The organism is Actinoplanes sp. GCM10030250 (assembly GCF_042666575.1).
GTDB lineage: Bacteria > Actinomycetota > Actinomycetes > Mycobacteriales > Micromonosporaceae > Actinoplanes.
On the sequence record NZ_JBHTDO010000006.1, the window covers coordinates 13,540 to 38,863 of the forward strand.

13 protein-coding genes are annotated in these 25,324 nt (G+C 71.4%); 2 read left to right on the plus strand and 11 right to left on the minus strand.

Going from position 1 to position 25,324, the window contains the following annotated elements; genetic code table 11:
• The first annotated feature begins 41 nt into the window (after nt 1-41).
• Nucleotides 42-2,807 carry an ATP-binding protein gene (locus ACFQV6_RS10865; RefSeq protein WP_378027269.1) on the plus strand — a complete coding sequence of 922 codons (2,766 nt, stop codon included), beginning with the start codon at nt 42-44 and terminating at the stop codon, nt 2,805-2,807.
• Here the strand turns inward: ACFQV6_RS10865 and ACFQV6_RS10870 are convergent.
• From ACFQV6_RS10870 to ACFQV6_RS10900, 7 genes are all read right to left on the minus strand, one after another.
• On the minus strand, nt 2,786-5,047 hold the full coding sequence (locus ACFQV6_RS10870; protein ID WP_378027270.1) for a glycoside hydrolase family 3 C-terminal domain-containing protein: 2,262 nt from the start codon (nt 5,045-5,047) through the stop codon (nt 2,786-2,788). The genes ACFQV6_RS10865 and ACFQV6_RS10870 overlap by 22 nt on opposite strands.
• Nucleotides 5,044-6,375 (minus strand): MFS transporter, encoded by a 1,332-nt coding sequence (locus ACFQV6_RS10875; protein WP_378027271.1) that lies wholly within the window; start codon nt 6,373-6,375, stop codon nt 5,044-5,046. The genes ACFQV6_RS10870 and ACFQV6_RS10875 overlap by 4 nt, the downstream gene beginning before the upstream one ends.
• 220 nt (nt 6,376-6,595) lie before the next feature.
• Nucleotides 6,596-7,606 carry a serine hydrolase gene (locus tag ACFQV6_RS10880; protein WP_378027272.1) on the minus strand — a complete coding sequence of 337 codons (1,011 nt, stop codon included), beginning with the start codon at nt 7,604-7,606 and terminating at the stop codon, nt 6,596-6,598.
• A 72-nt stretch (nt 7,607-7,678) separates the two neighbouring features.
• Complete coding sequence (locus tag ACFQV6_RS10885; protein ID WP_378027273.1) at nt 7,679-8,500, minus strand: response regulator transcription factor; 822 nt, start codon at nt 8,498-8,500, stop codon at nt 7,679-7,681.
• Nucleotides 8,501-8,575: 75 nt separating this feature from the next.
• Complete coding sequence (locus tag ACFQV6_RS10890; RefSeq protein ID WP_378027274.1) at nt 8,576-12,490, minus strand: hypothetical protein; 3,915 nt, start codon at nt 12,488-12,490, stop codon at nt 8,576-8,578.
• 17 nt (nt 12,491-12,507) lie between these two features.
• Nucleotides 12,508-15,513, minus strand: coding sequence for a hypothetical protein (locus ACFQV6_RS10895; protein WP_378027275.1), 3,006 nt, complete (start codon nt 15,511-15,513; stop codon nt 12,508-12,510).
• 79 nt (nt 15,514-15,592) lie between these two features.
• A complete protein-coding gene (locus ACFQV6_RS10900) occupies nt 15,593-17,440 on the minus strand; it encodes an Hsp70 family protein (RefSeq protein ID WP_378027276.1) in 1,848 nt (615 codons plus the stop codon).
• Nucleotides 17,441-17,532: 92 nt separating this feature from the next.
• On the opposite strand from ACFQV6_RS10900, the gene ACFQV6_RS10905 reads away from it, so the two are divergent.
• Nucleotides 17,533-18,105 (plus strand): hypothetical protein, encoded by a 573-nt coding sequence (locus tag ACFQV6_RS10905; RefSeq protein WP_378027277.1) that lies wholly within the window; start codon nt 17,533-17,535, stop codon nt 18,103-18,105.
• A 14-nt stretch (nt 18,106-18,119) separates the two neighbouring features.
• On the opposite strand, the gene ACFQV6_RS10910 is transcribed toward ACFQV6_RS10905, so the two are convergent.
• The 4 genes from ACFQV6_RS10910 to ACFQV6_RS10925 all read right to left on the minus strand — a co-directional run bounded on the left by ACFQV6_RS10910 (nt 18,120) and on the right by ACFQV6_RS10925 (nt 25,169).
• A complete protein-coding gene (locus ACFQV6_RS10910; RefSeq protein ID WP_378027278.1) occupies nt 18,120-19,589 on the minus strand; it encodes a dynamin family protein in 1,470 nt (489 codons plus the stop codon).
• The gene (locus tag ACFQV6_RS10915; RefSeq protein WP_378027279.1) at nt 19,586-21,388 is read right to left on the minus strand and encodes a dynamin family protein; all 1,803 of its coding nucleotides are present in this window, start codon (nt 21,386-21,388) and stop codon (nt 19,586-19,588) included. The genes ACFQV6_RS10910 and ACFQV6_RS10915 overlap by 4 nt, the downstream gene beginning before the upstream one ends.
• A gap of 73 nt (nt 21,389-21,461) precedes the next feature.
• Nucleotides 21,462-22,664 (minus strand): hypothetical protein, encoded by a 1,203-nt coding sequence (locus ACFQV6_RS10920; RefSeq protein WP_378027280.1) that lies wholly within the window; start codon nt 22,662-22,664, stop codon nt 21,462-21,464.
• Nucleotides 22,665-22,805: 141 nt separating this feature from the next.
• Complete coding sequence (locus tag ACFQV6_RS10925; protein WP_378027281.1) at nt 22,806-25,169, minus strand: LuxR C-terminal-related transcriptional regulator; 2,364 nt, start codon at nt 25,167-25,169, stop codon at nt 22,806-22,808.
• Nucleotides 25,170-25,324 lie beyond the last annotated feature (155 nt).

Consider the following 25,324-nt stretch of genomic DNA (forward strand, 5'->3'; position numbering starts at 1 on the left):
GCAGCGGCACCGCTGCTGCTGCCACGCGAGGGGATGGTCGGATGGTGGGCGATCTCGTCCGTGCCAACCGGCGGCGGCTGGGGCTGTCGCAGGAGGATCTCGCCCATCGGGCCGGGGTCAGCGTGCGCGGCATCCGCAAGATCGAGGCTCGGCAGACGGGCACGCCCCGTCCGGCCACGGTACGGCTGCTGGCGGACGCGTTCGGGCTGGTGGGCGCCGAGCGCGAGCGGTTCTTCCAGGCAGCGCTGACCATGGGCGAAACGACCCAGGCGGTTGCTGAACGGCTGGTGGGCCGCGACGGGGAGCTCGCCACGCTCGGCGGCCACGCGTCGGCCGCCCGGGAGGGGGGTTTCCGCCTGGTGTGGGTGGGCGGTGAGGCCGGTGCGGGCAAGTCGGCGCTCACCCGGGCGCTGACGTCCACGCTGGCCGGGCAGGGGTGGCGCACGGCTCTGGGCCGCAGCCCCGAGGTCGACGGCGCGCCGTCCGCGTGGGCCTGGGCGGACGTCGTCCGTGCCCTGCTCAGCGGTGGTGAACCGGTGCCGGATCGCGTCCTGACGGAACGGCTCCGGCCGTTGATCAGCGACGAGGGCCCGGTGGTCGCGCCGTTCTGGGCCGCCCGGGCCGTGGTGGACCTGCTGCGCCTGCACGCCGGCTTGCGGCCGCTGCTGGTGGTGCTCGACGACGTGCATCGGGCCGGCGAGGAGACCCTGCAGATCCTGCGGTACGCGGCCACTGAACTCGCCGACCGGCCGGTCCTGGTGGTGGCGACCCTGCGGCCGACCGAGATTGGCCCGGCACTCAACGCGACCCGGGCCGCCCTGACCGGTCCCCGCTCCGACCGGGTGGACCTCGCCGGTCTCGCCGAGCCGGACGTGGCACTGCTGCTGGGCGAGCACCTGAGCACGGTTGTCGCTCCGGAGGTCGTCCGGCTGATCGTCACGCGTACACAAGGAAATCCTTTGTTCGTCGGAGAGACCGCCCGGTTGATCGCCGGCAAAGGGTTCGCGGCCGCCACGGAACTGGTGCCTCCCGGTGTGGGTGACGTGCTGCGGCGCAGGCTGGCGGGCCTGTCCCCGGCCGCGCGCGCCGCACTGCGAACGGTCGCCGTGTTCGGCATCGAGGTCGAGGTGGAGGTGCTGCTGTCGGTCGATCCGGCCGGGGCGGACGTCACCCTGGAAGGTCTGGAAGCGGCTGTCCGCGCCGGTCTGCTCACCGAGCCGGCGCCCGGCAGCGTCCGGTTCTCCCACGTGCTGGTCCGCGACACGATCTACCACGATCTTCCGCGCCTGCGCCGCGCCGACCTGCACACCAGGGTGCTGAACACGCTGGTCAGGGTCCGTCCCCACGGCGTCTCGGCGCTGGCGCACCATGCGCTGGCGGCGGCCGGTCCGGCCACCGCGCGGTCGGCGGCGGCCCGGGGTGCGCAAGCCGGCCGGCTCGCCCTCGACGCGTGCGCCTACGGGGAGGCGATCGTGTTGCTCTCCGGCGCGCTCGACGTGCTCGGCGAGGAAGCCGGCGATGACGCGGTACGCCTCGACCTGCTCTGCATGCTGGTCTCGGCGCAGGCGCACGCCGGCGACGTACGCTGCGCCCTGCGGTCACGCGCGCTGGCCATCCGGCTCGCCCACCGGCTCGGCGACCGGCACAGCCTGACCCGCGCCTACACCGCCTACGACGCGCCCACACTGTGGACCACCAGGGAGTATCGGGAGCGGAACCAGGAACTGGTCGCCGGGCTGACCGCCACCCTCGCGATGGTCCCGCCCGGCGACCCGGTCGCCCGCTGTCTGCTGCTGGCGACCCTCGCACCCGAGATCGAGGCCACCGATCCGCGGCGCACGGACGAGGCGAGCGCCGCGGCGGTCGAGATCGCGGACCGGCTGGACGATCCGGTGCTGCTCTGCCGGGCGCTGAACGCGCGGTACCGCTACGTCGCGACGCTCGGCCCCGACCGGTGGTGCGAGCTGGACGACATCGGCAAGCGGCAGCTGGATGTGGCCGTCGCTCACGGGCTCACCGCGTACCGGACGCAGGCTCATCACATCCTGTGCATGGCGAAGCTGGGCCAGAACGACCTCGACGGAGCGCAATGGCACCTCGACCGGGCCGCCGAGCACGCCACGAGCGGTCAGCTCGGGCTGGCGCTCGCCATCATCGGGATGTTCCGGGGCCTGCGTGAGCTGATCGCGGGCCGGGTCGACGAGGCGGAGGCGGCGTACGCGCCGGTGATCGCGGATCTCAGGCACCTCGGCAGTCCGGGTGTCGACGAGATGGACCTGTTGATCCGGTTCTGCGTGGAGCGGGTACGGCCCGAACCCGGTGTCCGGGAGCGGATGGCCGCGCTGGCGGAGCTGGCCCGGCCGGCTCATGAGCTGTTCGGCGACGCCGTCGCCGAACCGTACGCACGGCTGCTGATCGCTGCCGGCCGTACCGAGCAGGCCCGCGCCGTCTGGAATCCCGGCGTGGCGATTCCGCGGGACCACTACTGGTTCCGCTGGACGGCGTTGCGTGCCGAGAACGCCGTTCAGCTGGGCGACCTGTTGACCGCGGCGGTCTGCTACTGGCAGCTCCTGCCGTGGCGCGGTCATCTGCCGGGGCTGTTGCACGCCCACCTGACCCTCGGACCGGTCGATCACACGCTCGGTGATCTGGCCGCCGCGCTGGGATCACCGTCCGTGGCGGCCGGCCATTACGCAGACGCCATGGTCGTCGCGGAACGGCTCGGCGCCGCTCATTGGGCGTCGCGGGCACGCATTGCCCGTGACGGAGCGCATGACGCAGCCCGTTACGACGCCCGGCGCGGCTGACGCCACGCTTCGGCGATCCGGTCGAGGGCGTCGTGGTCGAGGCTCATGCCGCCGAAATTCGCCAGGGTGCTCATCGGCATCGTGCCGATCACGCTCAGCAGCTCGTCCTGGAGCACCGCGGCCGGTTGACCGTTCTCCACCTCCTCCTCGACGAGTTGCCGTCCGGCCGGGTCGCTCATCCATTCCTGCAGGGTGGAGTCGCGGGTCAGCGGAGCGGCGAGGCTCGGCGCCTCGATGCGGACGGTCGCGGTCAGGGGAAGGTCACGGGAGTGATGTCCGACAGCGATCACGAATTCACCGGCCTCGACCACCCAGTCGCTGTGCCGCGCCGACCAGAACGCGAAGGCTCGCCGGTCGAGTTCGATCGACACCTCCCGGGAGGCGCCCGCGGCCAGGTGGACCTTGGCGAAGCCCTTGAGCTCGCGGACCGGCCGGGTCACGCTCGACTCCACGTCATCGACGTAGACCTGCACCACCTCGGCACCGGCGACGCCGCCGGTGTTGCTCACCGTCACCGTGACGGTGGCCTCCAGATTGCCCTCGGTAACCGAGCCACGGACCAAGACCTTCAGATCAGAGAGCCCAAAGCTGGTGTACGAGAGACCGAAGCCGAACGGAAAGGCCACGTCCTGGCGGCCCCTGTCGTAACCCCGGTAGCCGATGAACAGCCCTTCGCCGTACCGCACCACCTGTGAGTCGCCCGGGAAGTTCAGGTGGGCGGAGTTGTCCTCCATCCGGTGCGGGACGCTCTCGGCCAGGCGACCCGACGGATTCACCGCGCCGGTCAGCACATCGGCGATGCCGCCGCCCGCCGCCTGCCCGCCGAGCCAGGCCTCGACCAGCGCCTTCGCGTGCGCGGTCACCTCGCCGAGGATCACCGTCGAGCCGTTGACCAGCACCACGACGACATCCGGGTTGGCCGCCGCCACCGCACGCAACGCGGCGAGCTGGTTGGCCGGAAGGTTCATGTGCGTACGGTCGAAGCCCTCCGACTCGTCAGCACCGGGCAACCCGATCACCATGATCACGGTCCCGGCCGCTCGGGCCACCTGTTCGGCCTCCTCGCGCAGGGCCGCGTCGCCGCCCGTCTCGCCGATGCCGTACCCGGCCGCGAACGGCACCTCGCCGTAGACCTCGCGCAACTCGTCGAGCAGCACGTCCACACGTGTCGGTGTCACCTGCGACGACCCTGCGCCCTGGAACCGCGGTGTCCGGGCGAACTCGCCGATGACCGCGATGCCGGCGTCGGGGGCCAGCGGAAGCAGGCCGTCGTTCTTCAGCAGCACGACGGATTCCGCGGCCGCCTCCCGGGCCAGGGCGTGATGCGTGTCCTCGTCGAAGGACTCCTCCAGATCGAGGACGGGCATGCCCTTGGCCACCAGTTCCAGGACCTTGCGGACCCGGGCGTCGAGCACCTCGGTCGGCACCTCGCCGGATTCGACAGCGGCGACGACCGCCTCGGGGCTGCGGCCCAGGGCCGGTGGCATCTCCAGGTCGAGCCCGGCCAGCAGCGCCGGTACGCGGCGGTACACCGCTCCCCAGTCCGAGACGATCAGCCCCTCGAAGCCGAACTCCTCGCGCAGCACGGTGCTGAGCAGCCAGGTGTTCTCCGAGGCGGACCGGCCGTTGACCTTGTTGTAGGCGCACATGATCGTCCACGGCTGGGCGGCCCGGACGACCCGTTCGAAGGCGGGCAGGTAGATCTCGCGCAGGGTGCGCTCGTCGACCTGGGCGTCGACGCGGAGCCGGTCGGTCTCCTGGTTGTTGGCGGCGTAGTGCTTGACGGAGGTGCCGACGCCGCGGGACTGGATGCCGTCGACGATGCCGACGGCGAGCTCACCGGCCAGGAACGGGTCCTCGGAGAAGTACTCGAAGTTGCGCCCGCACAGCGGCGACCGTTTCATGTTGATCCCCGGGCCGAGGATCACCGACAGGTTGCACGCCCGTGCCTCCTGGGCCAGCGCCTGGCCGATCCGGTGCAGCAGCCCGGGGTTCCACGAGGAGGCGATCGCCGACGCGGTCGGGAAGCAGGTGGCCGGGAGCGACCCGGCCAGGCCGACGTGGTCGCTCTCACGCGGCTGGGCACGCAGGCCGTGCGGCCCGTCCGAGACCATGATCGCCGGGATGCCCAGCCGTTCCACGGGTGCGGTGTACCAGAACGAGGAGCCGCTGGTCAGCGAGGCCTTCTCGGCCACGGTCAGCTCGTCCAGGAGCCGGTCGACGTCCAGCACTGGTGTCACCTCACCTTCTTGATCGGCAGGACGACCAGGGCGCCCAGCAGCGCGACGATACCGGCGGCGTACAGAAGAAGGGTGTAGTTCTGATTATCGGCGCTGGAAACAGCGAGCAGGACCGCGCCGATCAGCGGGGCCACGGTCTGCGGCAGGGCGTTCGCCATGTTGAACACGCCCAGGTCCTTGCCGGAGTCGTCGGGGTTGGGCAGCACGTCCACGACGAGCGCCAGGTCGACACCCACGTAGATGCCGTAGGCGACGCCCATCAAGGCCTCGACCATGTAGAACTGGCCCACCGTCGTGACGTGCGCGAGCGCTATGGTGCCGATCCCGAAGAGCAGGGTGGAACCGGCGACGAGGAACTTGCGCCGGCCGGTGCGGTCGGAGATCCGGCCGGCGATGTATCCGGAGGCGATCAGCGCGATCGTGTAGACCAGCACGCCGATGGTCACCGCGGCGGGTGCGTCGTCCTCGGAGAGGTGCAGCTCGTCCTGGATGAAGTAGAGCCGGAACGTGGTGAACATGAAGGTCGCGAGCGTGATGAGGAACCGGGACCACCAGGCGAAGGCGAAGTCGGGGTACTTGCGAGGGCTGAGCCAGAACGTGGTGACCCACTCCCGCAGGTCCATTCGGGGCGGCCGGGCGGTCAGCCGCTGATCGGGCAGGACGAAGACGAACAGCAGCATCGCGCCGATCGACAGGATCGACGGTCCGACGAACAGGATCACCATGTGGTCCTGGAAGAGCTGGGCGACGTAGGTGCCGCCGAGGATGCCGACGTTCTGGGCGATGCCGAGCAGCGCCGAGACCCTGCCCCGCTGGAACTTGGGCACCTGGTCGGCGATCGTGGCGATGAACGGCGCGAGGGTCGCGTTGGCGCCCAGTTGCGCCAGGCACCAGCCGGCCGCGACCACCGGGACGGTCTGTCCGAGAGCCATCACCAGGAAGGCCAGGGTCATGACCACGGTGCCACCGACGATCCACGGCCGGCGCCGGCCGAAACGTGACGTGGTGCGGTCGGAGAACCTGCCGAACAGCACGTTGCCGATGACGGCGAACAGCGCACCGAACCCGGCGACGGTGCCCAGCGCGGACGTCTTCTGATCATCGGGCACGATCTGCTGGACCTTGACGCCGATGCCGATGATCGCCGGGCCGAGCAGGGCGATGAAGAAGATCAGCTGGGCGAGGACCAGGCCTGATACGTACTTCCAGCCGACCGGTTTCGTCGGCTCGGCGAACCAGTGGTGCTCGTGCGGATCCACCACACCGACGGAAGCGGCGGTCTTCTCCGTCGGCGGCAGGTCCCCGTGCGGGCCATCCAAGGAACTCATCCGGTACTCCCTCGAGGAGCGGTGATCGATCTACCGTGAGAGCCGGTGTTCGACGATCCTTTTATCCCGGTCGGCGTGGGTCGCCCGGGATCGAGGTGGTCTCTCTGAGTTCTACGCTGCGCATCGATGGTCCGCACTTCGGGCAGCCGTTTGCGGCTGCCGCCTCAATGCGCATTTGGCGAGAGGCGCCGCGCCTGAGCGCGGCGCCTCTCCACATCGATCAGCCGCCGTTCACCGGGTGGAACGGCTTGGGCAGGGTGCGGGGCACGGCCGTACGGGCGGTGACCGCCGCGCCCGCCGGAGCCGCCGGCAGGTTGTCCAGCATGGTGCGCCCGATCTTGGCGTGCGCCTGCACCGCCGGGTGGGTGGCACCGTAGTTCTCCGGGTCGCCCAGGCCCTCGGCGAACATCGCGTAGGTCAGCAGCGGCGCACCGTCCGCGCTGAACATGATGCCCGCCTCGTGCCGGGACTCGCCGAGATCGTTGAAGTCGGCGCCGTACTTGGTGGCCACGCGCTCGCGCTCCTTGGACGACATCACGCGGCGGACGCCGTCGTGGTAGCCGTTGATCCACCGGGTGACGCTCAGCAGGAAGTCACAGGACTCCGGCTTCAGCAGTGTCTTGTTCGCCAGCCGCCACAGCAGGTCGTGCGTCTCCCGCGGCGTCGTGGTCCCCAGGTAGAAACGGTTCGGGTTCGCCACCGGCTCCACCCGGGTGTGCACGAAACCCTTCGCCGCCAGAATCTCGTTGATCTCCAGAGCCGGAACGACCAGGCCGCACAGGCGTACCGCCGTGTTGTCCGAGACCAGCAGCATCGCGGTCAGGAAGTTCCCGATGGTGATCTTGTCGCCGTACTCGCGGTGCAGGTGATAGATGCCCGAGCCGCCCAGGATGATGGCGTCCGTCAGGTCGAACTTCGAGCCCAGCGTGTACTCGCCCTGGTCGATCTTCTCCATCACCGCGGTCGCCACGGCCAGCTTCTGCACGCTGTATCCGTAGGTGACGTGATCCGCGTCGTCCTCGACGATCGGCTTGATCGCACCGGTGGAGTCCACCGCCGCGATGTGGGTGTGCCAGAGGCCGCCGACCTTGGCCTTCTCCTTCTCGTACACCTTCTTGATGCTCGCCGGACCGGCCGCAGCGGCCTGCGCGGGGCCGCTCACGCCGGCACCCGCGACGGCTGCCGCAGCACCAAGACCGAGCGCCGAACGGCGCGACATGCTGGTGGACATCGTTTCCCCCAAAATGGACGGACGGTGGACCACGCGGCAAGGTACACCACGCCCGCACATAACGGGCAGTGATCACCGTACGACCGTTCCAGCGGCCGCCGAAGGTGTGAGCCGAGCTGCCACCAGACCGAGTTGCTGGGCGCGGAGCACCGTGCTCAGCCGGTCGACCGTACGCAGCTTGCGCTGCAGGTTCTCCTGGTGCTTGGTGACCGTGCGCGGGGAGATGCCGAGCCGGTGCCCGACCGCGACCACCGGCATCCCCTCGGCCAGCAGGGTCAGCACCGCCAACTCCCGGGGCGTGATGTGGTGGTCGGACAGGCAGGCCTTCGGTGTCCGGTCGGCCTTCTCGACGGACCGGCGCCACCGTTCGAGGGTCTCGGTGTGACCGTCGAGTTCGACGAGGGCCGGCCGGAGCCGGGTCAGGAAGGCGCGCTCACGGTCGGCGTACGGCATGTCGGGGCGGGCCGCGCCGAGCAGCCGGAAGGTGCCGCCGGAACGGCCGAGCGGCACCATGATGTGCTCGGCGGCGTCGCCGAAACCGTCGCGCATCGCCGCGTACCGGGGGGAGGTGCCCCACCGGTACTGGTCGGTGACGTCCCGCAGGGTGCGCGGCACCGGGTCGGCGTGATTGCCGTAGTGCCGGATCAGGGGGTAGGCGCGGTTCTCCGCCGGGCCGGGCAGGGTACCGCCCGCCCAGCCGGGCCACATCGCCAGGACCGCCACGGAGCCGGTCGGCCACTGGACCTCGAGCGCGCCGCCGAGGGTGATGCCCAGCGACTCGGCCAGGGCGCCCATGACAACCGGCCAGATGGCGCGGCCGGCGCCGGCCTCGTGCATCGCCTCGACGACGAGGTCCAGCAGCCGGTGGTGGTCGCGCGCCGACAGGCCAGCCATCCGCCCATCGTCGCGCCGGGCCGGGCCGGTGGCCGTCGGATACCTGTCCGAGTCAGGCATCCGACCGGCGCGGCGTCAGATGATCGAGGCGGATTCGTCGAGTTTCGGGAAGAAGACCAGAGCTGCCTTGTACTTCTTGGCGATGTCGCGGACGGCCGGGCCGCGCTGGTCGGCGTTGACGATCTGCCGGGCGCGGGTCGCGTCGAACCCGAGGGCCACCTCGTAGTCGGCCAGCTTCTTCGTCGGTACGAACAGCCCGTCCCGCATGCCACGGACGATGACCGACGAGGCGATGGACGGCTGCGTCATCCGGGCCGGCTCGGCCACGAAGTCGATGTTGCCGAACGCGTGTTTCTTGCTGAACGCGGCGTAGACGGCCCGGCCGGTGACGTGCACGTAGCCCCGGCCGATGTAGGTGAAGAAGTCGCAGCGGCGCGCCGCGACCTTTGTCGCCACCGGCTGGGCGGCCGGGTACACCTGGCTGTTCCACGCCTGCACGTCGGCCTGCGACTGGATCACGTTGTCCGCCTTGAGCCGGTCGCCGGCCTTGACGTTGCCGTTCACGCCGTTGTAGCTGGCCTTGCCGGGGCCGGATTCGAAGAAGTACTCGTCGGCGGTGAAGACGGTCGCCGTCGACAGGCCGTTGTGCCTCTCGGTGAGGCCGGCGCCCATCTCGGACTCGTGGTGGGCGGTGGCCATGATGTAGCTGACGTGGTTGAGGTCGGCCACGTCGGCTGCGGCGCAGGCGCCGGTGATCGCGGTGAGCGCGTCGCTCGCGGTGGCAGCGCGGTTGATCGTACGGGCTACCGGCAGTGCCCTTGCCGCGGTGAGCCGCAGCGCGACCGCCCGGACCCCGGCGACGTCGACGGCGGGGAAGTTCAGCTCGGACGGCAGCACTCCGGTCTTGATGTAGCTGGCGGCGTACAGGAACCGGGCCGGATTCTGCAGTGCCGCGCTGTTGTCGGAGATCTCGTGGATCAGCTCGCGGTACTTCACCAGCGGATCGATGCTCTTGTCGAGGGTGGCGAACCGCTTGATGATCGCGGTGATCAGGTCGCCGTCGGAGAGCAGTTGCAGCAGCGTGACGAAGCCGCGCACGTTGGCGAAGGTCGGCTCGGTCACCAGCGTGGAGTTCAGCACCGCGGCATCGGCGGTACCGCCGTCGACCGCGCCGCCGCCGGTGCCGCCGTCGGGCGTACCGGCGTCGGTGGCCAGGCCCAGGTCGGCCAGGGCCTTCTGAACCAGCCCGCCGCGGACCGCGTCGGCCGGCGATCCACCGTTCGCCGCGGCCGCCTTGGTCGCGACGGCTTTCTGGTTGGCCGCCGCCCCGGCCTCGGACAGCGTCTTGTCCTCGGGTTTCTTGGCGCTCATCGCCTGCGCGAACGCGTCGAGGGTGGTGGCCAGCGCGGTGCCGGCCGCCTGCAGTGCGCCGATCGAGGCCTTGCCGGAGGCGTCCAGGGCCTCGTTGGCGGCGTCGCCGGACGCGGCGAGGCCGCTCATGTTGCGGAACGCGTCGCTCGTGGTGATCGCGGCGAGGACGCTGGACAGCCCGACCGGATCGGGCAGGGCGACGGGCGTCTGCATGGCCACCAGCGGCGTGTCGAACGTGCCGAGCGCGGGTGCCTCGGCCGCGGTGTGGGTGCCGGCCTGTAGTGCCTGGATGGCCGGCGGCGCCGGCGGCGGTGAGTCGGCCCAGTCGAAGAACCGGGTCAGGTCGAGTTTCTCGGCCGAGTTGGCCCGGCCCAGCACGGCCTCGGCCACCACCCCGCCGGTGGGTACGGCAACCACGTCCACGTCGCTGGCGACACTGCGGTCGGCGTACTTCTTCCTCCAGGTCTCCCACTCCTGGTCCTGCTCGTAGGTGAAGCGGTAGACGAGGTAGTTGCCGACCACCTCCAGCGGCTGCGGTGACAGATGGTCGACCAGGTTGATCGTGGTGCCGCCGCCGACGTCGAGCTGGAACGGCGCGAGCTGCATGATCCGGGCCTGCGGGTCCTCGTGCAGCCAGATCTGCCGGCTGTAGTAGAGCCGGTCCTCGTTGAGTATCGCTCCGAGTCCGGCCAGGGCCGCGGGGGCCGTCACGCCGAGCAGCGGGCCGGCCAGGTCGCCGACCGAGTCGCCGATCAGGAAGCCGCAGTTCAGCCAGCGGGTGTCGGAGCCGAGGCGGACGGCCAGCTCGAGTCCGATGAAGTGCTCCGGCGCGAGCGGACCGGGGGTGTAGTTCGGGTCGATCTTCAAGCTGAGCTGCGCGATCCGCCCGAACGACAGGGGTGAGCCGTTGTTCAGTACGGGGTCGACGTCACCGGGGTCGGCGCCGGGAGCGGCCGACTGGCCGACCTCGATGACCGTCTGGTCCTCCAGCGTGATGGACACTCCGATGATCGGTGTGTCCGGCTGCCCGGCGCGTACCGGCGACCAGCGGATCGCGTCGAGCTGGAGCCGGTAGTCGACGGTGAAATTGTTGAGGTCACCGCCGAAGACGATGAAGCCGTCGCGGGCCAGTGCCCGCGTCTGTGTCTGCAGGCCCGGTCCGTAGATCAGGGCGAGCGGGAACGGGATGGGTACGCCCACCACGGTCACCGGCAGGCGGTCCCGGGTGAAGGTGAGTGCGTATCCGCTGGCGCTCTGTTCCTCCAGCTCGGCCAGCTGGCTGCGGGTGGCGCCGTCGAGTGCCGCGTCCTTGAGGATCGGCAGGTACCGCAGGATGTTGCGCTCGTCGGAGAAGTCGATCGGGCGCATCGGCAGGAAGATGCACCGCTCTGCGGTCTGCAGCCGGGTCTGGGTCTCGTAGATCTGGACGACCTCGTAGTACTGCACGGTGAGCGCGTGCATGTGGTTGTAGTTGGTGACCGACCGGGTGGACAGGTGCTCCGACTGTGCCTGGTTCACCTCGCTGACCGAGGCGGCCCGCTGGTTGCGCAGCGACGACGACGCCTGCTGGGTGGCGTCGCGGATGTTCTCCTGCAGGTTCGTGGCGATGTTGCGTTCACCGGTGGACACCGTGTGGGTGACCGCGGTCTGCTGGTTGGCCGCCCCCGACACCGAGCCGCCGAGGAACCCGAGGATGCCGCCGACCCCACCGGCCACCGAGGTCGACTCGGTGGCGGTGACCGAGCCGCCCCGGGTGACCTCACGCGCCACGCTCTCGGCGATCTGCGACACGGTCCGGGCGCGGTCGTTGCTGCTGTTGAGCCGCTCGGACTCGGACAGCGACTGGTTGGTGGCGGCGGACGACTTGCTGGTCCAGTCGATGACCGCGACGCTGGTGCTCTCACCGGGCGCCAGCGGCAGGCTGTGCAGCAGGTGCCCCTTGGCCACCGCGATCGGGTTCCAGGTGTGCGCGTAGGACAGGCGGGCGCCGTAGCGGACGGTGTCGAACCCGGGCGCCTGGTTGGTGGTCATGTCGAAGAGCACACCGTCGAGGCTCTTCGCCGGCATCGCGAACTCGCCGGGGAACATCACCAGGGTGGAGTAGAGGTGGCGTTCGGTGCCGAACTCCCCGCTGCGCGGGATCAGCTCGACCGGCGCCTCGGGATCGATCTCCAGCCCCAGATCGGGGTTGTACGCCTCCAGCGTGATCGACTTGGCGGCCAGGAACGGCGGCCAGAGCGCGAGGTCGCGGATCGTGGTCACCGCGAGCGCCTGTTCGAGCGCGGTGGCGGCGGCCGCGTCCACACCGGCGAGTTGCACGATCCCGGCGTACGGCAGCTCCGAGGTGTCGATCAGCAGCGCGCCGTCGTCGATCAGCGAGGCCGGCCCGCGACCGAAGCGGCGCAGCACCGACCGCGGGTTGCCGGCCGAGGCGACCAGCCGGGCGGCGTCGTCGAACACCGCCGAGACGGACAGGTCGAACACGGTCTTGATGCCGATCCCGGACAGCGCGGCAACGGCCGGGTCACCCACACCGAGCAGTACGGTCGGCGCGCCACGCAGGACATCCCCGATGTTCAGCGCTTGGTACTGCGACTTGACGTAGATCTGGTATCCCATCGCACTGTCTCCCGGAGTCAGACGAGCAGGGCAGCCGCGGCCGGGCCGAGGGCTTCGAGGATGGGACCGATCTCGCCGCCGATCGCGGCCAGCGCGTCGGCGCCGCCGCCGGCGACCAGCCCGTCGAGCGCGGTGCCGCCGTTGACGGCGGTGCCGATGTCGATCGCCGATCCGGCGTAGTTGGCGATCTGCGTCCCGTTGCCGTTGGACTTGGGGGCGATGATGCCGGGATCGATACCGCCCGGCTGCTCCTTGTCGCCCTTGTCGTTGAGGTTGAACAGGGAGCCCAGGCCCTTGGCCGTCTTGGTGAGGTTCTCGCCGCCGTCGGTGCCCGACTGCAGCAGCTTGCCGAACGCCCCGGTGATCGCCTTGAGCGTGTCGTTGGCCTGTTGCTGCACGGCGGCGTTGCCGTCGCGGGACGCCTCGAGGCTCGCCTTGAGCAGGCCACGGGTGATCTCGATGCCGCTCATGTCGTTGAACAGCTTGGACACCATGAGCGTCTTGAGCAGCGTCTCGCTGTTGCCGAGGGTGGCCGGCAGTGCGAGTGGTTCCTGGATGCTCAGCGGCGAGGCGGGCAGGCCGGTGACGGCCGGCGCACCGATTCTCGTCTGCCGTCCCTGCTGGGCGGGCGCGATGTCGGGCGCCAGGTTGGGGATCGGCGACTCCTGCCACTTCCAGAAACGGGTCAGGTCGAGCCGCTCGGCGGAGTTGAACTCGCCCAGCACGGCTTCGGCGAAGACACCGCCGGTGGGCAGCGGGATCAGGGACACATTGGGTACGGCTTCGGCCCGCTCCCGCCGCTTCCACGCCATCCACGCCTTGTCGCGTTCGTAGGTGAACGGGAAGGCGACGTAGTTGCCGGCCACGGTGATCGGCACCGGGTCGATCCACTCGACCACCCGGACGTCGACACCGTCAACCGCGCAGGTGTACGGCGTGAGCTGCATGATCAGCGACTGCCGGTCGGCGTTCATCCAAATCGCCTGGCTGTAGTGCAGTTGCGCGCTCATCAGCCGCGCGGCGACGTCGCGGACGTCCACCGGTGGGTGCGCCTGCAGCACGGTCAGTGTGGTCTCGGGGCCGCGGGGCGCGACGAAACCGGCGTCCACCCAGCGCCGGGCGCCACGCAGGTTGATCAGCAGCCACAGCCTGACCATCCCGTAGTCGGAGGCCGTCGCCCCGGCGAGCGGGGCCAGCTTGGCCTGCACCGAGGCCAGCCGGTCGATCCGGATCCTCTTCTCGACCGGGACGGGGGCCGTGTCGTTGCGGTCCGCCGGTGCGGTCAGGACCGACGTGAACCCGTCGGTCATCTGGACCGTGACGCTGCCGATCTCGCCGGTCTCCCAGCTGATCTTCTCGATGAACGCCTCGCGGTCCAGCTCGTACCAGCGCTGGCCGCTGCGGTCGGCGCCGGCCAGCAGCCGGGACCGGACGGCTTCGTCGATCGCGCCGGACAGGCCGCGCCGCCACGCGGCGATCCGCTCGCGCAGCTGCCGGATCCGGACCCGCTTGTCGGCGGCGGCGGCCAGCGCGGCGAGCAGTCCGGTCGGGTCGGAGGTGGGCAGCGGGGCGTTCGCGTCCGCCTGGATCTGCGCCAGGCCGGCGCCGGCGAACCGGTCGAACGCGAACTCGAGGACCACGGTGTGCCGCAGCCGGGAGAGCAGTTCCTGGGTCGGCCGGTCCAGCGCGGCGTCGATCAGGATGTTCAGGTAGCGGCGGACGACCTGTTCGTTGCGGAAGTTGACCAGCCGCATCGGTATGAAGACGCAGCGCTCGACCCGTTCCAGGCGGGTCGTGGCCTCCCACATCTGTACAACCTCGTAGTACTGCACGGAGAGGGCGTGCATGTGGTTGTTGTTGACGACGACCCGCGTGTTGATCGTCTCGGTGTCGTTCTCGCTGACCTCGCTGACGATGGCCGCCCGGCGGGTCCGCGAGAGCGCGGCGTTCTGCTGGGTACGGGCGGTGATGCTCTGCAGCGCCGACGCGCTGACCGACCGCTGCCCGGTGGACGTCGAGTAGGTGGCGGCCGTGCCCGCGCTGAAACCCGCCGATGCCTGGCCGCCGAGCAGGTTCAGGATCCCCGGCGTGGACGCGCTGGTGGTCACCGACGCGGAGGTGGCCACCGAGTCACCCGCCTGGAACTCGCGCGCGACGGCACGGGTCACCTCGGCGATGGCCGTCGAGTTGCTCAGTGCGTTCGCCATCTGCTCGGCCTGCGCGACCTCCTCCTCGGTCGACGCGGCGACCCGGCGCAGCCAGTCCACGACGGTGAGCCGGGTGCTCTCCCCCGGGCCGAGCGGCAGGCTGTGCAGTAGCTGGCCGAGTGCCACCGCCCGCGGAACCCAGCCCTGGGTGTAGTGCAGCACCGCGCCGTACGCGACACCGTCGAAGCCGGCCTGGTCGAGCGACGTGACGTCGATGAGGCCGCCGTTCCACTGCTGCTGCGACGACGGGTTGCTCTCGATGAGCACCGTGCTGGTGTAGCGGACCTGATGGGCGGCGAACTCACCGGAGCGCGCGATCAGGTCGCTGGGTGCGTCGTCGTCGTAGCGTTTGCCGCGGTCGGGTGCCAGCGCCTCGGTGAGGATGCCGACCGCGGCCAGGTAGGGCGGCCACTGCGCCAGGTCCCGGATCGACGTGACCGCCATGGTGGTGAGCAGCGTGGCGGTCATGGCGTCGGGCACCGCGACGAGGCTCGGCGCGGGCAGGGAGGGCAGGTCGGCCAGCGGTGGCGCCGGGTTGGGCAGGACGATCAGGTCGGTCGGCGGTGTGCCGTGCTTGGCCAGGATCGTCTCCGGGTCGGTGGCTGCCTCCACCACGCGGACGGCGTCCCGGAAGGAGGCGGCCAGGGCCAGGTCGTAGACCGTCTTCAGGGCCAGCTGGCCGAGCGTGGTGCCGGCGTCGTCCGACACCCCGAGCAGCACTGTCGGTGGCGACTGCAGGACCTCCCGGATCTCGAGGTCGAGGTACGCCGTCTTGAGATGGACGCGGAACATCTGCACACTGGCCACGCCTGCCATGCTCCGACGGTGACCAGCCCGCCGGAATACGAGAAACGACGTAGCACGAACGGCCCCGGCGGGACAGCCGATCAGGCGGTCACTTGCGGGTGATCGGTACGCAGTTGCCGGTCTTGTAGGTGGCGTTGTTGTCGGCCACCAGCCCGTGACCGGCGAGGGCGATCCGGGCGCACACCTTCGGGGCGTCCCCGATCGCCCTGACGAAGCGGTCGTCGTCGGTGTCCAGGATCGACGGCCGCCGGTCCTCGACGTACCACTCGCCCCGCTGGCTCTTGGGTGCGTGGGAGCCCATCGCGTGGTCCGGCGGGTAGGTGCCGTCGCCGCCCCAGATGTGCAGGTGGTAGCCGCCGCTGATGTCGGGCGCCGATCCCGCGAAGTCCACCTCGTAGTTGATTTTGATCTTGCCGTTGGCGATGACCGCTGAGGTGAGACAGACCCAGCGGCGGTTGCTCTTGATCTCGTCGGTACAGAGTTCGTCCTCGGGCGGGCCGGTGCTCACGGTGGGTGAGGCGGCGGCGTTGGTGCCGGCGCCGGTGCTGGTCAGCTCCTGGCCGTCGTCGTCGCGGCCGTACTGCGCGTAGGCGACGCCGGCGGCGGCGAGGATCACGGCGGCGGCCAGCCCGGCGCCGGTCAGCAGGCGGCGCTTGCGTCGGGGTGCGGCGGACGGCGGGCGCGGTGCCTGAGCCGGCCGGGCCGGCGGCGGCAACGAGGGCGGCGGCGAGGAAGGCGGTACGGATGCCACACCTGTCATGGCCGGTGTGGGCGGTGCCGGCCGGGGCGTGGAGCGGACCGGCGGGGGAGGAACTGTAGTGGGAGCGGCAGGGAGCGGCAGGGTGGCGCGACCGGTCGCCGGCGTGGTGCTCGCCTTCGCGCCGACGGCCAGCCAGGCGGCGCCGAGGGCGACCGCGTGCTTGGGGTGTGCGTCGACAGCGACCGGCCGGCCGAACTCGGAGCTGACCATCTGGGCCACGATGGGCATCCGGGACGAGCCGCCGACCAGCAGGATGGAGTGCAGCTGGTCGGGGGTGCAGTCGGCGGAGCGGATCGCGCGGGTCAGTGCCTCGACGGAGCCGTAGAGGGCCGGGCGGACCATGGCCTCGAGTTCGGAGCGGGTCAGGCGTACCTCGGTGACCAGGTTGGGCAGCAGCACCGGGATGGACGTGTCGGTGTCCGAGGAGAGCGCCTCCTTGGCGGTGACGCACTCCTCGCGCAGCCGGGCGACAGCGGCGATCGCGGCGGAGTCGTCCTCGTCGAGCTCGGCGAGTTTGCCGCCGGCGGCGGCCCGGACGTGGTTGAAGACGGCCGCGTCGAAGTCGATGCCGCCGAGGCGTTCGATGCCCTCGGGGCGGCCGAGGATGTCGAAGCCGGTGGCGGTCTTGCGGAGCACCGCGGCGTCGAAGGTGCCGCCGCCGAGGTCGTAGACCGCGACGATGGCGCCGGTTTCGATGCGCTGCTGCTGGGCGTAGCTGACCGCGGCGGCCTCGGGCTCGGTCGTGTAGGTCACCGGACCGGGAAGATCGGCCATCTGTACGGCTTGCCGCATCAGATCCGTCTTGTACGGTCCCCAGTTCGCGGGGTACGAGACACAGGTCGCCGTCGGTGGTCCGCCCTCGCGGCTGGTCACCTGTTCGGCGACGGCGCGCAGCATCCGGGAGGCGAGCGCCTCCGCCGACTGCGGTACGCCGCCGAGCAGGATCGGTGTGGTGTCGCCCATCCGGCGCTTGAACTCGCGGGCCACGCGGTGCGGTTCGGTCAGCCCGCGCCGGTTGGCGGCCTCGCCGGTCAGGAAGGTCTCGTCGTCGCGCAGCAGCACCACCGTCGGTATGGCGGCGCTGCGGCTGCCGAGCGGGACGATTTCGGCGTGGCCGTCACGCCAGGTGGCCACGGCGGTGAAGGTGGTGCCCAGGTCTATGCCGAGTGCGTACATCGGGGTCGCTCCGTAGGTTGTCGTCGTAACAGGGGGCACTGCGGGGGGTTTCCCCGAGACGGGCCGGGGCCCGGCGCTCCTAAGGTGGTGGCATGGATTCCGCCCGACCTCTCCGCGACGTGTTCGCCGACCTCGCCGGCACCGCCGGTGACCCGGCCGAGGTGCTGCGCGACGCGGGTCATCCCGCCCTGCCGGACGAGCTGGTCGCCGAGGCGGTGGTCAGCTACGCGGACACCGCTCCGGTCGAGGTGGCCGAGCATCTGGCGCCGTACGTGTCGGCACACAGCGTGGTCGGTGCGCAGGAGCCGGACGGTGAGCCCGGTGAGCACGGTGCGCTCGATCTGCTCACGACGGCTCCGGTCGGTGAGGTGGCGGACGGCTTCGACGACCTCGCACCGGCCGGCGAGTTCAACGACGGGGCGGACGACGCCGGATTCGACCCGGGTCCCGGCCTCGACTTCGGCACGGGCGCCGAGGCCGCGCCCCTCCCCGTGGTGGAGGACGACGGGCTCGAGGAAGACCCGGCCGACCCGGCCGATCTGGACTGGCCGGCCGAGCCTTCGGAAGCCCCGGACGCCGTCATGGACAGCCCGGTGGAGGCCACCGTGGACGACGGGGACGCGGACGATGACGACGACGAGCCTGATCTGGAGCCGCTGGGCTGAGCGGGCCGGGCGTGTCATCGCCGCTGCCCCAGTCCGGCGAGCAGGCCCTCGCAGGAGCGAACGGCCACCCGGGCGGCCACCGCCATCTCGTACGAGGTCATCGGGTGCTCCGCGCGGCGCTGCCAGCGGGCCAGCGCCTGTGTCGCGGCCTCGGCCAGCTCGGCGGCGCTCGCGTCCGGCGCGAGCTGGAGCCGGTCGCCGGCCGAACTGCCCGAGCCGCCGATCAGATGTTCCAGATCGGTCACCACGTCGGCCTTGCCGGTGATCCAGCCGGCCCGCAGGCTGGACAGCACACGCAGCTCGTTGAACGGGTGCGCCGAGGCCATGATCTCCTCGACGGCGGCGGCGACCGCCTCACTGCCCGGCCGGACGCAGGCACGGGTGGTCTCGGCCAGGGCGAGCAGCGCCGACCGGCTCTTGAGCACGTCACGCCGTTCGAGGAACAGCGAGCCGATGATCTCGCGCAGGCCGGTCAGCCCGCTGCGCTCGGCGAGTTCGCGGGACAGGTCGGTGGCGGTGGTGGCGACTTCCCGGCGCAGAAGTGTGCTGGTCAGGCGAACCCCGAAAAGGCCGAAGCGGGCCAGCAAGGCCTCACGCTCCAGGTTGGTCAGGCCGAGCTCGGGCATGGCGCTCACGAAGCGATCCGCGGAAAGCAGCAGTTCCCCGGCCTGCCGGACCGGCAGGCCGGCGATCCGGCGCAGCTGGGCGACCTCGGTCTCGGTGAGCGTGACGGCGGTCTCCGCGAGCAGACCGGCCACCGGTACGACCGACTGCACCAGCCGCCGCACGTTGGTGTCGGTGCCCAGCCGGGCGGCGATCCGGCGCGCCGAGGCCATCGAGTCGAGCCGGCCCACACCGATCTCGTCGGCGCGCGACAGCACGCCGATCGCGTTGACCGGGCTGGGCCGGGACACCTCGTTGTCGTGGAACGCCCGCAGGAACTCGACGTCGCCGGTGTGCAGGTGCCGCAGCAGGTAGACGACCGCGTCGGCGGGCGTCTCCTCGTCGTCCGGCACGAGCAGGCCCCAGGTGTGCCGGCCGGGCTGCTCGGACAGCGAGCCGATGCCGGGGGTGTCGATCAGGGTGACCGTACGCAGCGCCTGCGCGGGCCAGGTCACGGTGAGCTGGGCGATCTCGGCCGGAGAGAGCCCGCCGAGGTCGATGTCGATGACGCCGTCGTCGCGGGTGAACCGCAGTGAGCGGGCCGCGCCCTGTTTCGGCGTGGCCCGGACCTGATAGGTGTGCCCGTCCTCGTACCAGGTGACGATGCGGGTGCACTCCCCCGCGTCGGTGGGTGCCAGCCGCTCGCCGATCAGGGCGTTGAGCAGGGTGGACTTGCCGGCCTTGACCCGGCCGGCGACGGCGACCCGCAGCGGCGCGTCGAGGCGCTCGCGGACCGTGACCAGCCGGCGGGCGTGGTCGCTGCCGTCGTAGACCTCGATGGCCTGGTCGAGTACGGCGCGGGTGCGGTCGAGCAGGGTCATTCGATCACCGCCTGTGCGCGTTGCCGGAGCTGGCGTACCCGGGCCAGTTCGGAGTCGACGTCCTTGAGCCGGGTCTCGCGCTCCTGCTGGGTGCGTTTGGCGGCCTCGGTGGCGCCGGCCAGGGCCTGCGCGTTCGAGCGGTTGAGCTCCTCGGCGAGGCGGCTGTAGTGGTCGCGCAGCTGGCGCTGGACCCGGCGCAGGGTGTCCCGGGAGTCCTTGCCGGCCACGAAGCTGACCTCGTCGCAGTATCGGCGGATGGCGTTGCGTGCCTCGGCGCGGCGCCGCTGCACGTGGCGTTTCTTCTCCTCGCGCAGGCCGCGATGGCCCATCACCAGGCCGATGCCGATGCCGATCGGGCCGAGCGAGACGCCGACCAGGCTGCCCAGGATGATGAACATGAGCGCACCGCCGTACGCGTTCTTCAGCGCGACCATCGCCTGCTTGCCGACCCGCATCCGCTCCAGGTCGATCTTGTGCTGGAAGTCGGCCACGGTGGCGAGCGGGGCGGGGTCACGGACGGCCGTGCGGCTCATCAGTGCTGTCGAAGCCTCGTGGAAGTGGTTGCCGACGCGTTCGCTGAGCTCGTTGGCCCGGCGGCGCAGCAGTTCGTAGTTGGCCAGCAGTTCGTCGGCCATCCGGGACTGCAGCCACGGCTCCATCTCGGGCCAGGTGTCGGCCGGGTCGGCCTCGTCGATCGCGGCGTCCGCCTCGGCGATCACCGTGCGCACCCGGGTACGCAGGTCGTGGTCGATGTCGGAGGTGAGGTCGGTGACGCCGTCGTTGAGCGTCTGGTTCCACTTGGCCGCGGTGCTCTTGAGTGCCTCCGCGCGGGCCTTCACCAGCGTCAGCTCCTGCACCACCCGCCGGGCGGCCTCCGGGTCGGCCAGGGCCGTCCGTTCGGCCTGGAAGTGGGCGTCGAGCTGGTCGCAGAGGGCGAGCACCTCAGCGGCGGCGTCGGCGGCGAGCCGGTCGGCCGCCGAGCCGCCGATCTGGTCGGTGAGGAACTTGACCAGGTGGGTGAAGCCGGACTCGGCGTTCAGGCCGGTGTCGTTGGCCTTGACGGCATGGGTACGCAGGGACGACGACACCGACATCAGCGGTACCGGGCAGTGCTCGGCGAGGTGCTGCTCGTTGAGTTCGCGGATCCGTCGCCAGGCGGGGTAGAAATCGGTCTTGGTGATGACGCAGGCCACCACCGGGCACAGGGTGCGTGCCCGCTGGAGGAAGTCGACCTCGCTGCGGGTGAGCTCCTGCGCGGCACCGGTCACGAAGATGACCGCGTCGGCCATCGAGACCGCGGCGAGGCTGGCGGCGGCGTGCGGTGAGGCCAGGCCGCCCACGCCGGGGGTGTCCACCAGCACCAGGCCGCCGGCGAGGATCTTGCGGGGGATGCGGACCTCGACGCCGGCCACCCGGTCGCCCGGGCCGCCGGTGTCGCCGCCCTCGACGACGTAGCGGCGGACGTCGGTCAGCGGGATCGTCTCGCGGCGGGGCGGTTCGGTCCCGGCCGTCAGAGCCTCGACGAGCAGGCTGGCCTCGGGTTTGTCGCCGTGCCGCACATAGGTCGGCACGGCCGTGGCGACGTCGTCGTCGACCGTGCAGACGGCCGCTCCGACCAGGGCGTTGACCAGGGAACTCTTGCCCTGTTTGAACTCTCCCGCCACGACGACGTGCAGAACGGGGTCGGCCAGGGCGTTGCGGGCGGCGGTCAGCCGGGCGGCGGCGTCGGGCCGGTCGTACGCCGTGCAGGCGCGCAGGCCGAGGTCGACCACGGCGACGGCTTTCGTTACCTCGGTCACGGTTCGTCCCCCCTTCCGTGCTTGGCAGCGGGCCGGGCCGGCCCGCTGCCGTACGCCGTGACGGCATGTCGGGTCAGCCGACGACTGTGGTGTCGTCTCCGCTGACGATGCTGTCGTCGTCCGAGGACACCGTGGTGCTGGTGGTGTCGATGTCGGTGACGCTGGTGTCGTCGTCGCTGATGTTGGTGTCGTCGTCGGAGACCGTGGTCACCGTGGTGTCGTCGTCGCTGATGCTGGTGTCGTTGTCGTTGATGGTCGTGTCGTTGTCCTGGAAGCTGCCGGTGGCGTTGCCGCCGGCCGAGATCGCCGAGCCGTCGTCGGCGGTGTTGTTGGAGGCGTTGGCGGCGTTCCCGCCGCCGAAGGACACGGCGCTGTCGGTGATCTCGGCGTCCGGCAGGTTGGCGACGTCGCCGTCACCGAAGTTGAACACCGACTCGTCGGCGCTGCCGTCGACCTGAGCGGTCTGGTTGCCGTCGCCGACAACGGCGTCGTCGAGCTCGTCGGCCACGATGCCGGTGTTGACACCGGTGTTGACCGCGCCCGAGATGTCGTCGCCGGCCTGCACCGCGCCGTCGCCGGTGTTCGCCTGGCCGAAGTTGGAGCCGTCGATGAGCTGCGCCCCGTCGCCGCTGAGCGAGGTCAGGTCGCCGTCGATGAGCGTCGAGCCGTCCCCGGTGGCGGCGTTCACGTCACCGTCGCCGCTGTTGGCCACCGCGCCGTCGCCGGTCGCGGCGGTGACGTCCTCCCCACCGGCTACCGAGCCGGCGCCGGTGGCGGCGTTGACGTCGTCGCCGCCGGCCACCGCTCCGTCGCCGGAGGCGTTGACGTTCGTGGCGTCCAGGTCGCCGAAGACGTTCCCGTCGACGTCCACGTCCAGGCTGTTGTCGGTGATGCTGGTGACGCTGAGATCGAGGTTCTGGGTGATGAAGTCGTCGCCCTCGTAGGTGGCGTAGGTGACGTAGTTCAGGTGCTGCACGACGTGCTCGACCGCCTGTGTACCGGCCGGTGCGGGTGGCGGCGGCGCCGCGCCCGCGGCTGAGCCACTGCTGCCGCCGCCGAAGTTCTGCAGCGCGGAACGCGCCGACTCCGGCACCTCCGGCTCGTCGGCGGCCTCGGCGACGACCGCGGGAACGTCCACGGCGGACAGGTCGACGTCGGTCACGCCCTGTGCCGTCAGGGTCCCGTTCGGGTCCTCGGCGTACTTGGCGGCGAAATCACGGTCGGTCAGCAGGTTGGTGACGAATTCCCTCAGGAGTTCGGTGGCACTGGTGGTCATGGCTTCTCCTCGCTAGGTGTGCGTCCCGTTTCTTCACCCGGACACGGCACCAGCGTGCGACCCGCGACCCGGTCTGGGCATCGGGGTGTCCCCCCTGGTGTAGGGGGTCCACTAGGGGATGCGCAGCATCGAGTCACATATCTAACTCAGCATTTCGCGGAGCATCGCCAGGAGCTCGGCCCGGGTGCCGGCGCCGAGCTTGCCGCGGATGCGGGCCACGTGGTGTTCCACCGTCTTCGGTGCGATGTAGAGCTGGGCGCCGATCTCGCGGTGGGTGCTGCCGGCCAGCACCAGCCGGGCCACCGTCACCTCACGCTCGGACAGGCCCGCTGTGCCGCTCGGTGCCGCGGCACCGGATTCGACGGCGTCCGGCTCGGCCAGCTCCCGGGCCCGTTCCAGCAGCCGGCGCGCGGCGGTGGGATCACCGGTACGGATGGCCGCCTGCCCCGCCAGCCGGGACGCCTCCCACGGGAGTTCAGCGGCGTGCAGGTCCTCGGTCGCCGCCAGCACCTCGTCCGGCTCCACCCGCCCGGCCAGCACCGCCGCCCACCGCATGGCCGCCCACCGCATCGCCGCCGTGCGCTGCGCGAGTGCGCCGCTGTCCGGCACCTCGGCGAGCCGGCCGGCCACCTCGGCGGCGGCGTCCGCGTCCTCGGTGACGATTGCCATCTGCAGCCGGAGCCAGTCCAGCGACACCGACCAGGTGACCGGCCGGTCCAGCCGGGTGACGATCCCGTCGAGCAGGTTGATCACCGGCTCGACCCGGCCCCGCCGCCGCAGCCGGGCCGCGGCCACCGCCAGCTCCTCGATCGCCTCCACCTGCCACAGGTCCGCTGTCCGGCGAGCCAGCAGCGGCTCGATGCCGGACCAGGCGTCACGCAGCCCGGCGATGTCACCCCGCCGGCGGGCGATCCCCGCCGCCAGCGCGGCACGCAGCAGCCGGTCCCGGCCCGGCAGTTCCACGACTGCCGGACGCTCCAGCTCCCGCAGGGCCGTGTCGTATCGGCCGGTGCGCATCCGCGCCCAGGCCAGCAGCAGCCGATGCCTCTCATCGGCCGCCGGACCGCCGACCCCGGCGGCGCGTGCGCGGGTGAGCAGGTGCTCCGCCGACCCGACGTCACCCGCGACGACCGCGACCACGGCGGCGACCGCGTGCGGGGTGTCCGGAAGCACGACCGCCGGTGTGCTCCGCTCCATCCCCTCGGCCGCCTCGATCAGCAGGGGCAGCGCCTCCGCGGGGTCACCCGTCGCCAGGGTCCCCTCCGCGAACCGCACCAGCGCCACCGGCGCCGGGCCGTCGGCCGCCGCTTGGGCCTGCTCGGTGCGGCCGATACTGATCAGTGCGGGAACGGCGAGCACCGGACCGGGTGCGGCGGCGGCCAGCAGCAGCTCGGCCGCCCGTGCGGTCCGGCCGTGCTGGGCGGCGACCGCACCGGCGACCAGGGCGATCCGTCCGGCGGAGCCGTCAAGGAGGTAGGCGTCCACGTCGACCGGTAGCCCTAGCAGCGCACTCGCCTCGGCCCGGCCCGCGGCCAGGGCTGCCGGGTCGCTTCCGGCGTCCGCGGCGTCGTCGAACCAGCCGAGGGCGGCGGCCGGGTCCGAGAACCTGAGCCGTTCACCGGCTTCGTGGTAGACGGTGGCGGCGATCGGCGTGACCACCCGCGCGGCGCGCAGCTGCCCGGCGGCGGTGACCGGATCGGTGCCCGCCGCGACGAGCGCACCGGCGACCGCGTCGTGGATGCGGCGGCGTTCGGCGGCGGGCAGCTCACCCAGTACGGCGGCGGCGACGGCGGGAATCATGCGTTCGCCGCCGGGCACCAGCAGGCCCTCGTCGCGGAGCGTCCGCAGGGCCGCTGCCAGGCCGGGCAGGTCGAGGCCGGCCGCGGCGGCGAGCACGTGGTCGGCCAGGTCCAGTCTCAGCGCGAGCACTCGCGCGGTGTCGACCATGGGGTGGTCCAGCACGGCGAAACGGCGCTGGACCCGTGCGAGCAGCGCGGGCGCGGGCGAGTTCAGCGGCCGTGTGTTCGGCGGCGGGAGCGTGTGCGTGTCCGGCGTGGCGGTGGCGATCGCGGCGGCCACGGCGGGCAGCCCGGCCGAGGCTTCGAAGACGGCGGCGACGGTTTCCGGCGACACCGGGCGGCCGGTCACCGTCGCGACGAGACCGGCTACACCGTCGCGGTCCAGCGGCTCGAGCACCTCCACCCCGCCGCCGGCGACGGCTTCGTCAAGCTCGGCCAGCTCGGCGCTGTCGATCGTGGGCCGCCGGGAGATCAGCATGGGTACGCCGTCGCGGGCCGCCGCCGCCAGCTCCCGCAGGACCGCCGGCTCAAGACGGTGGGCATCGTCGACGACGACCAGGAGCTTCTCGGCGCGGGCCGACGCGAGACGCTCGGTAATCTTGGCCCCGGAGCCGGTGGGCCACCATTCCGGGACGGTGGCCGCGGCGGCGAGCAGGCGCAGCCGATGCGTACGCCCGGAACCGTCCACTCCCACCACAACGGTCACGCGGCACCACCGGCCTCGGCGAGGCCGGTGGACAGGGTGGAGGCGGAGTGCCTCATATGGACGGCACTCTACGCCCCGGTCCCGCTCCCGGGCCGGACTCGTTTGTGGTCACGACGGGCCGGGAGCCTGGCCCGTGGCCAGTCGGACCACTGACA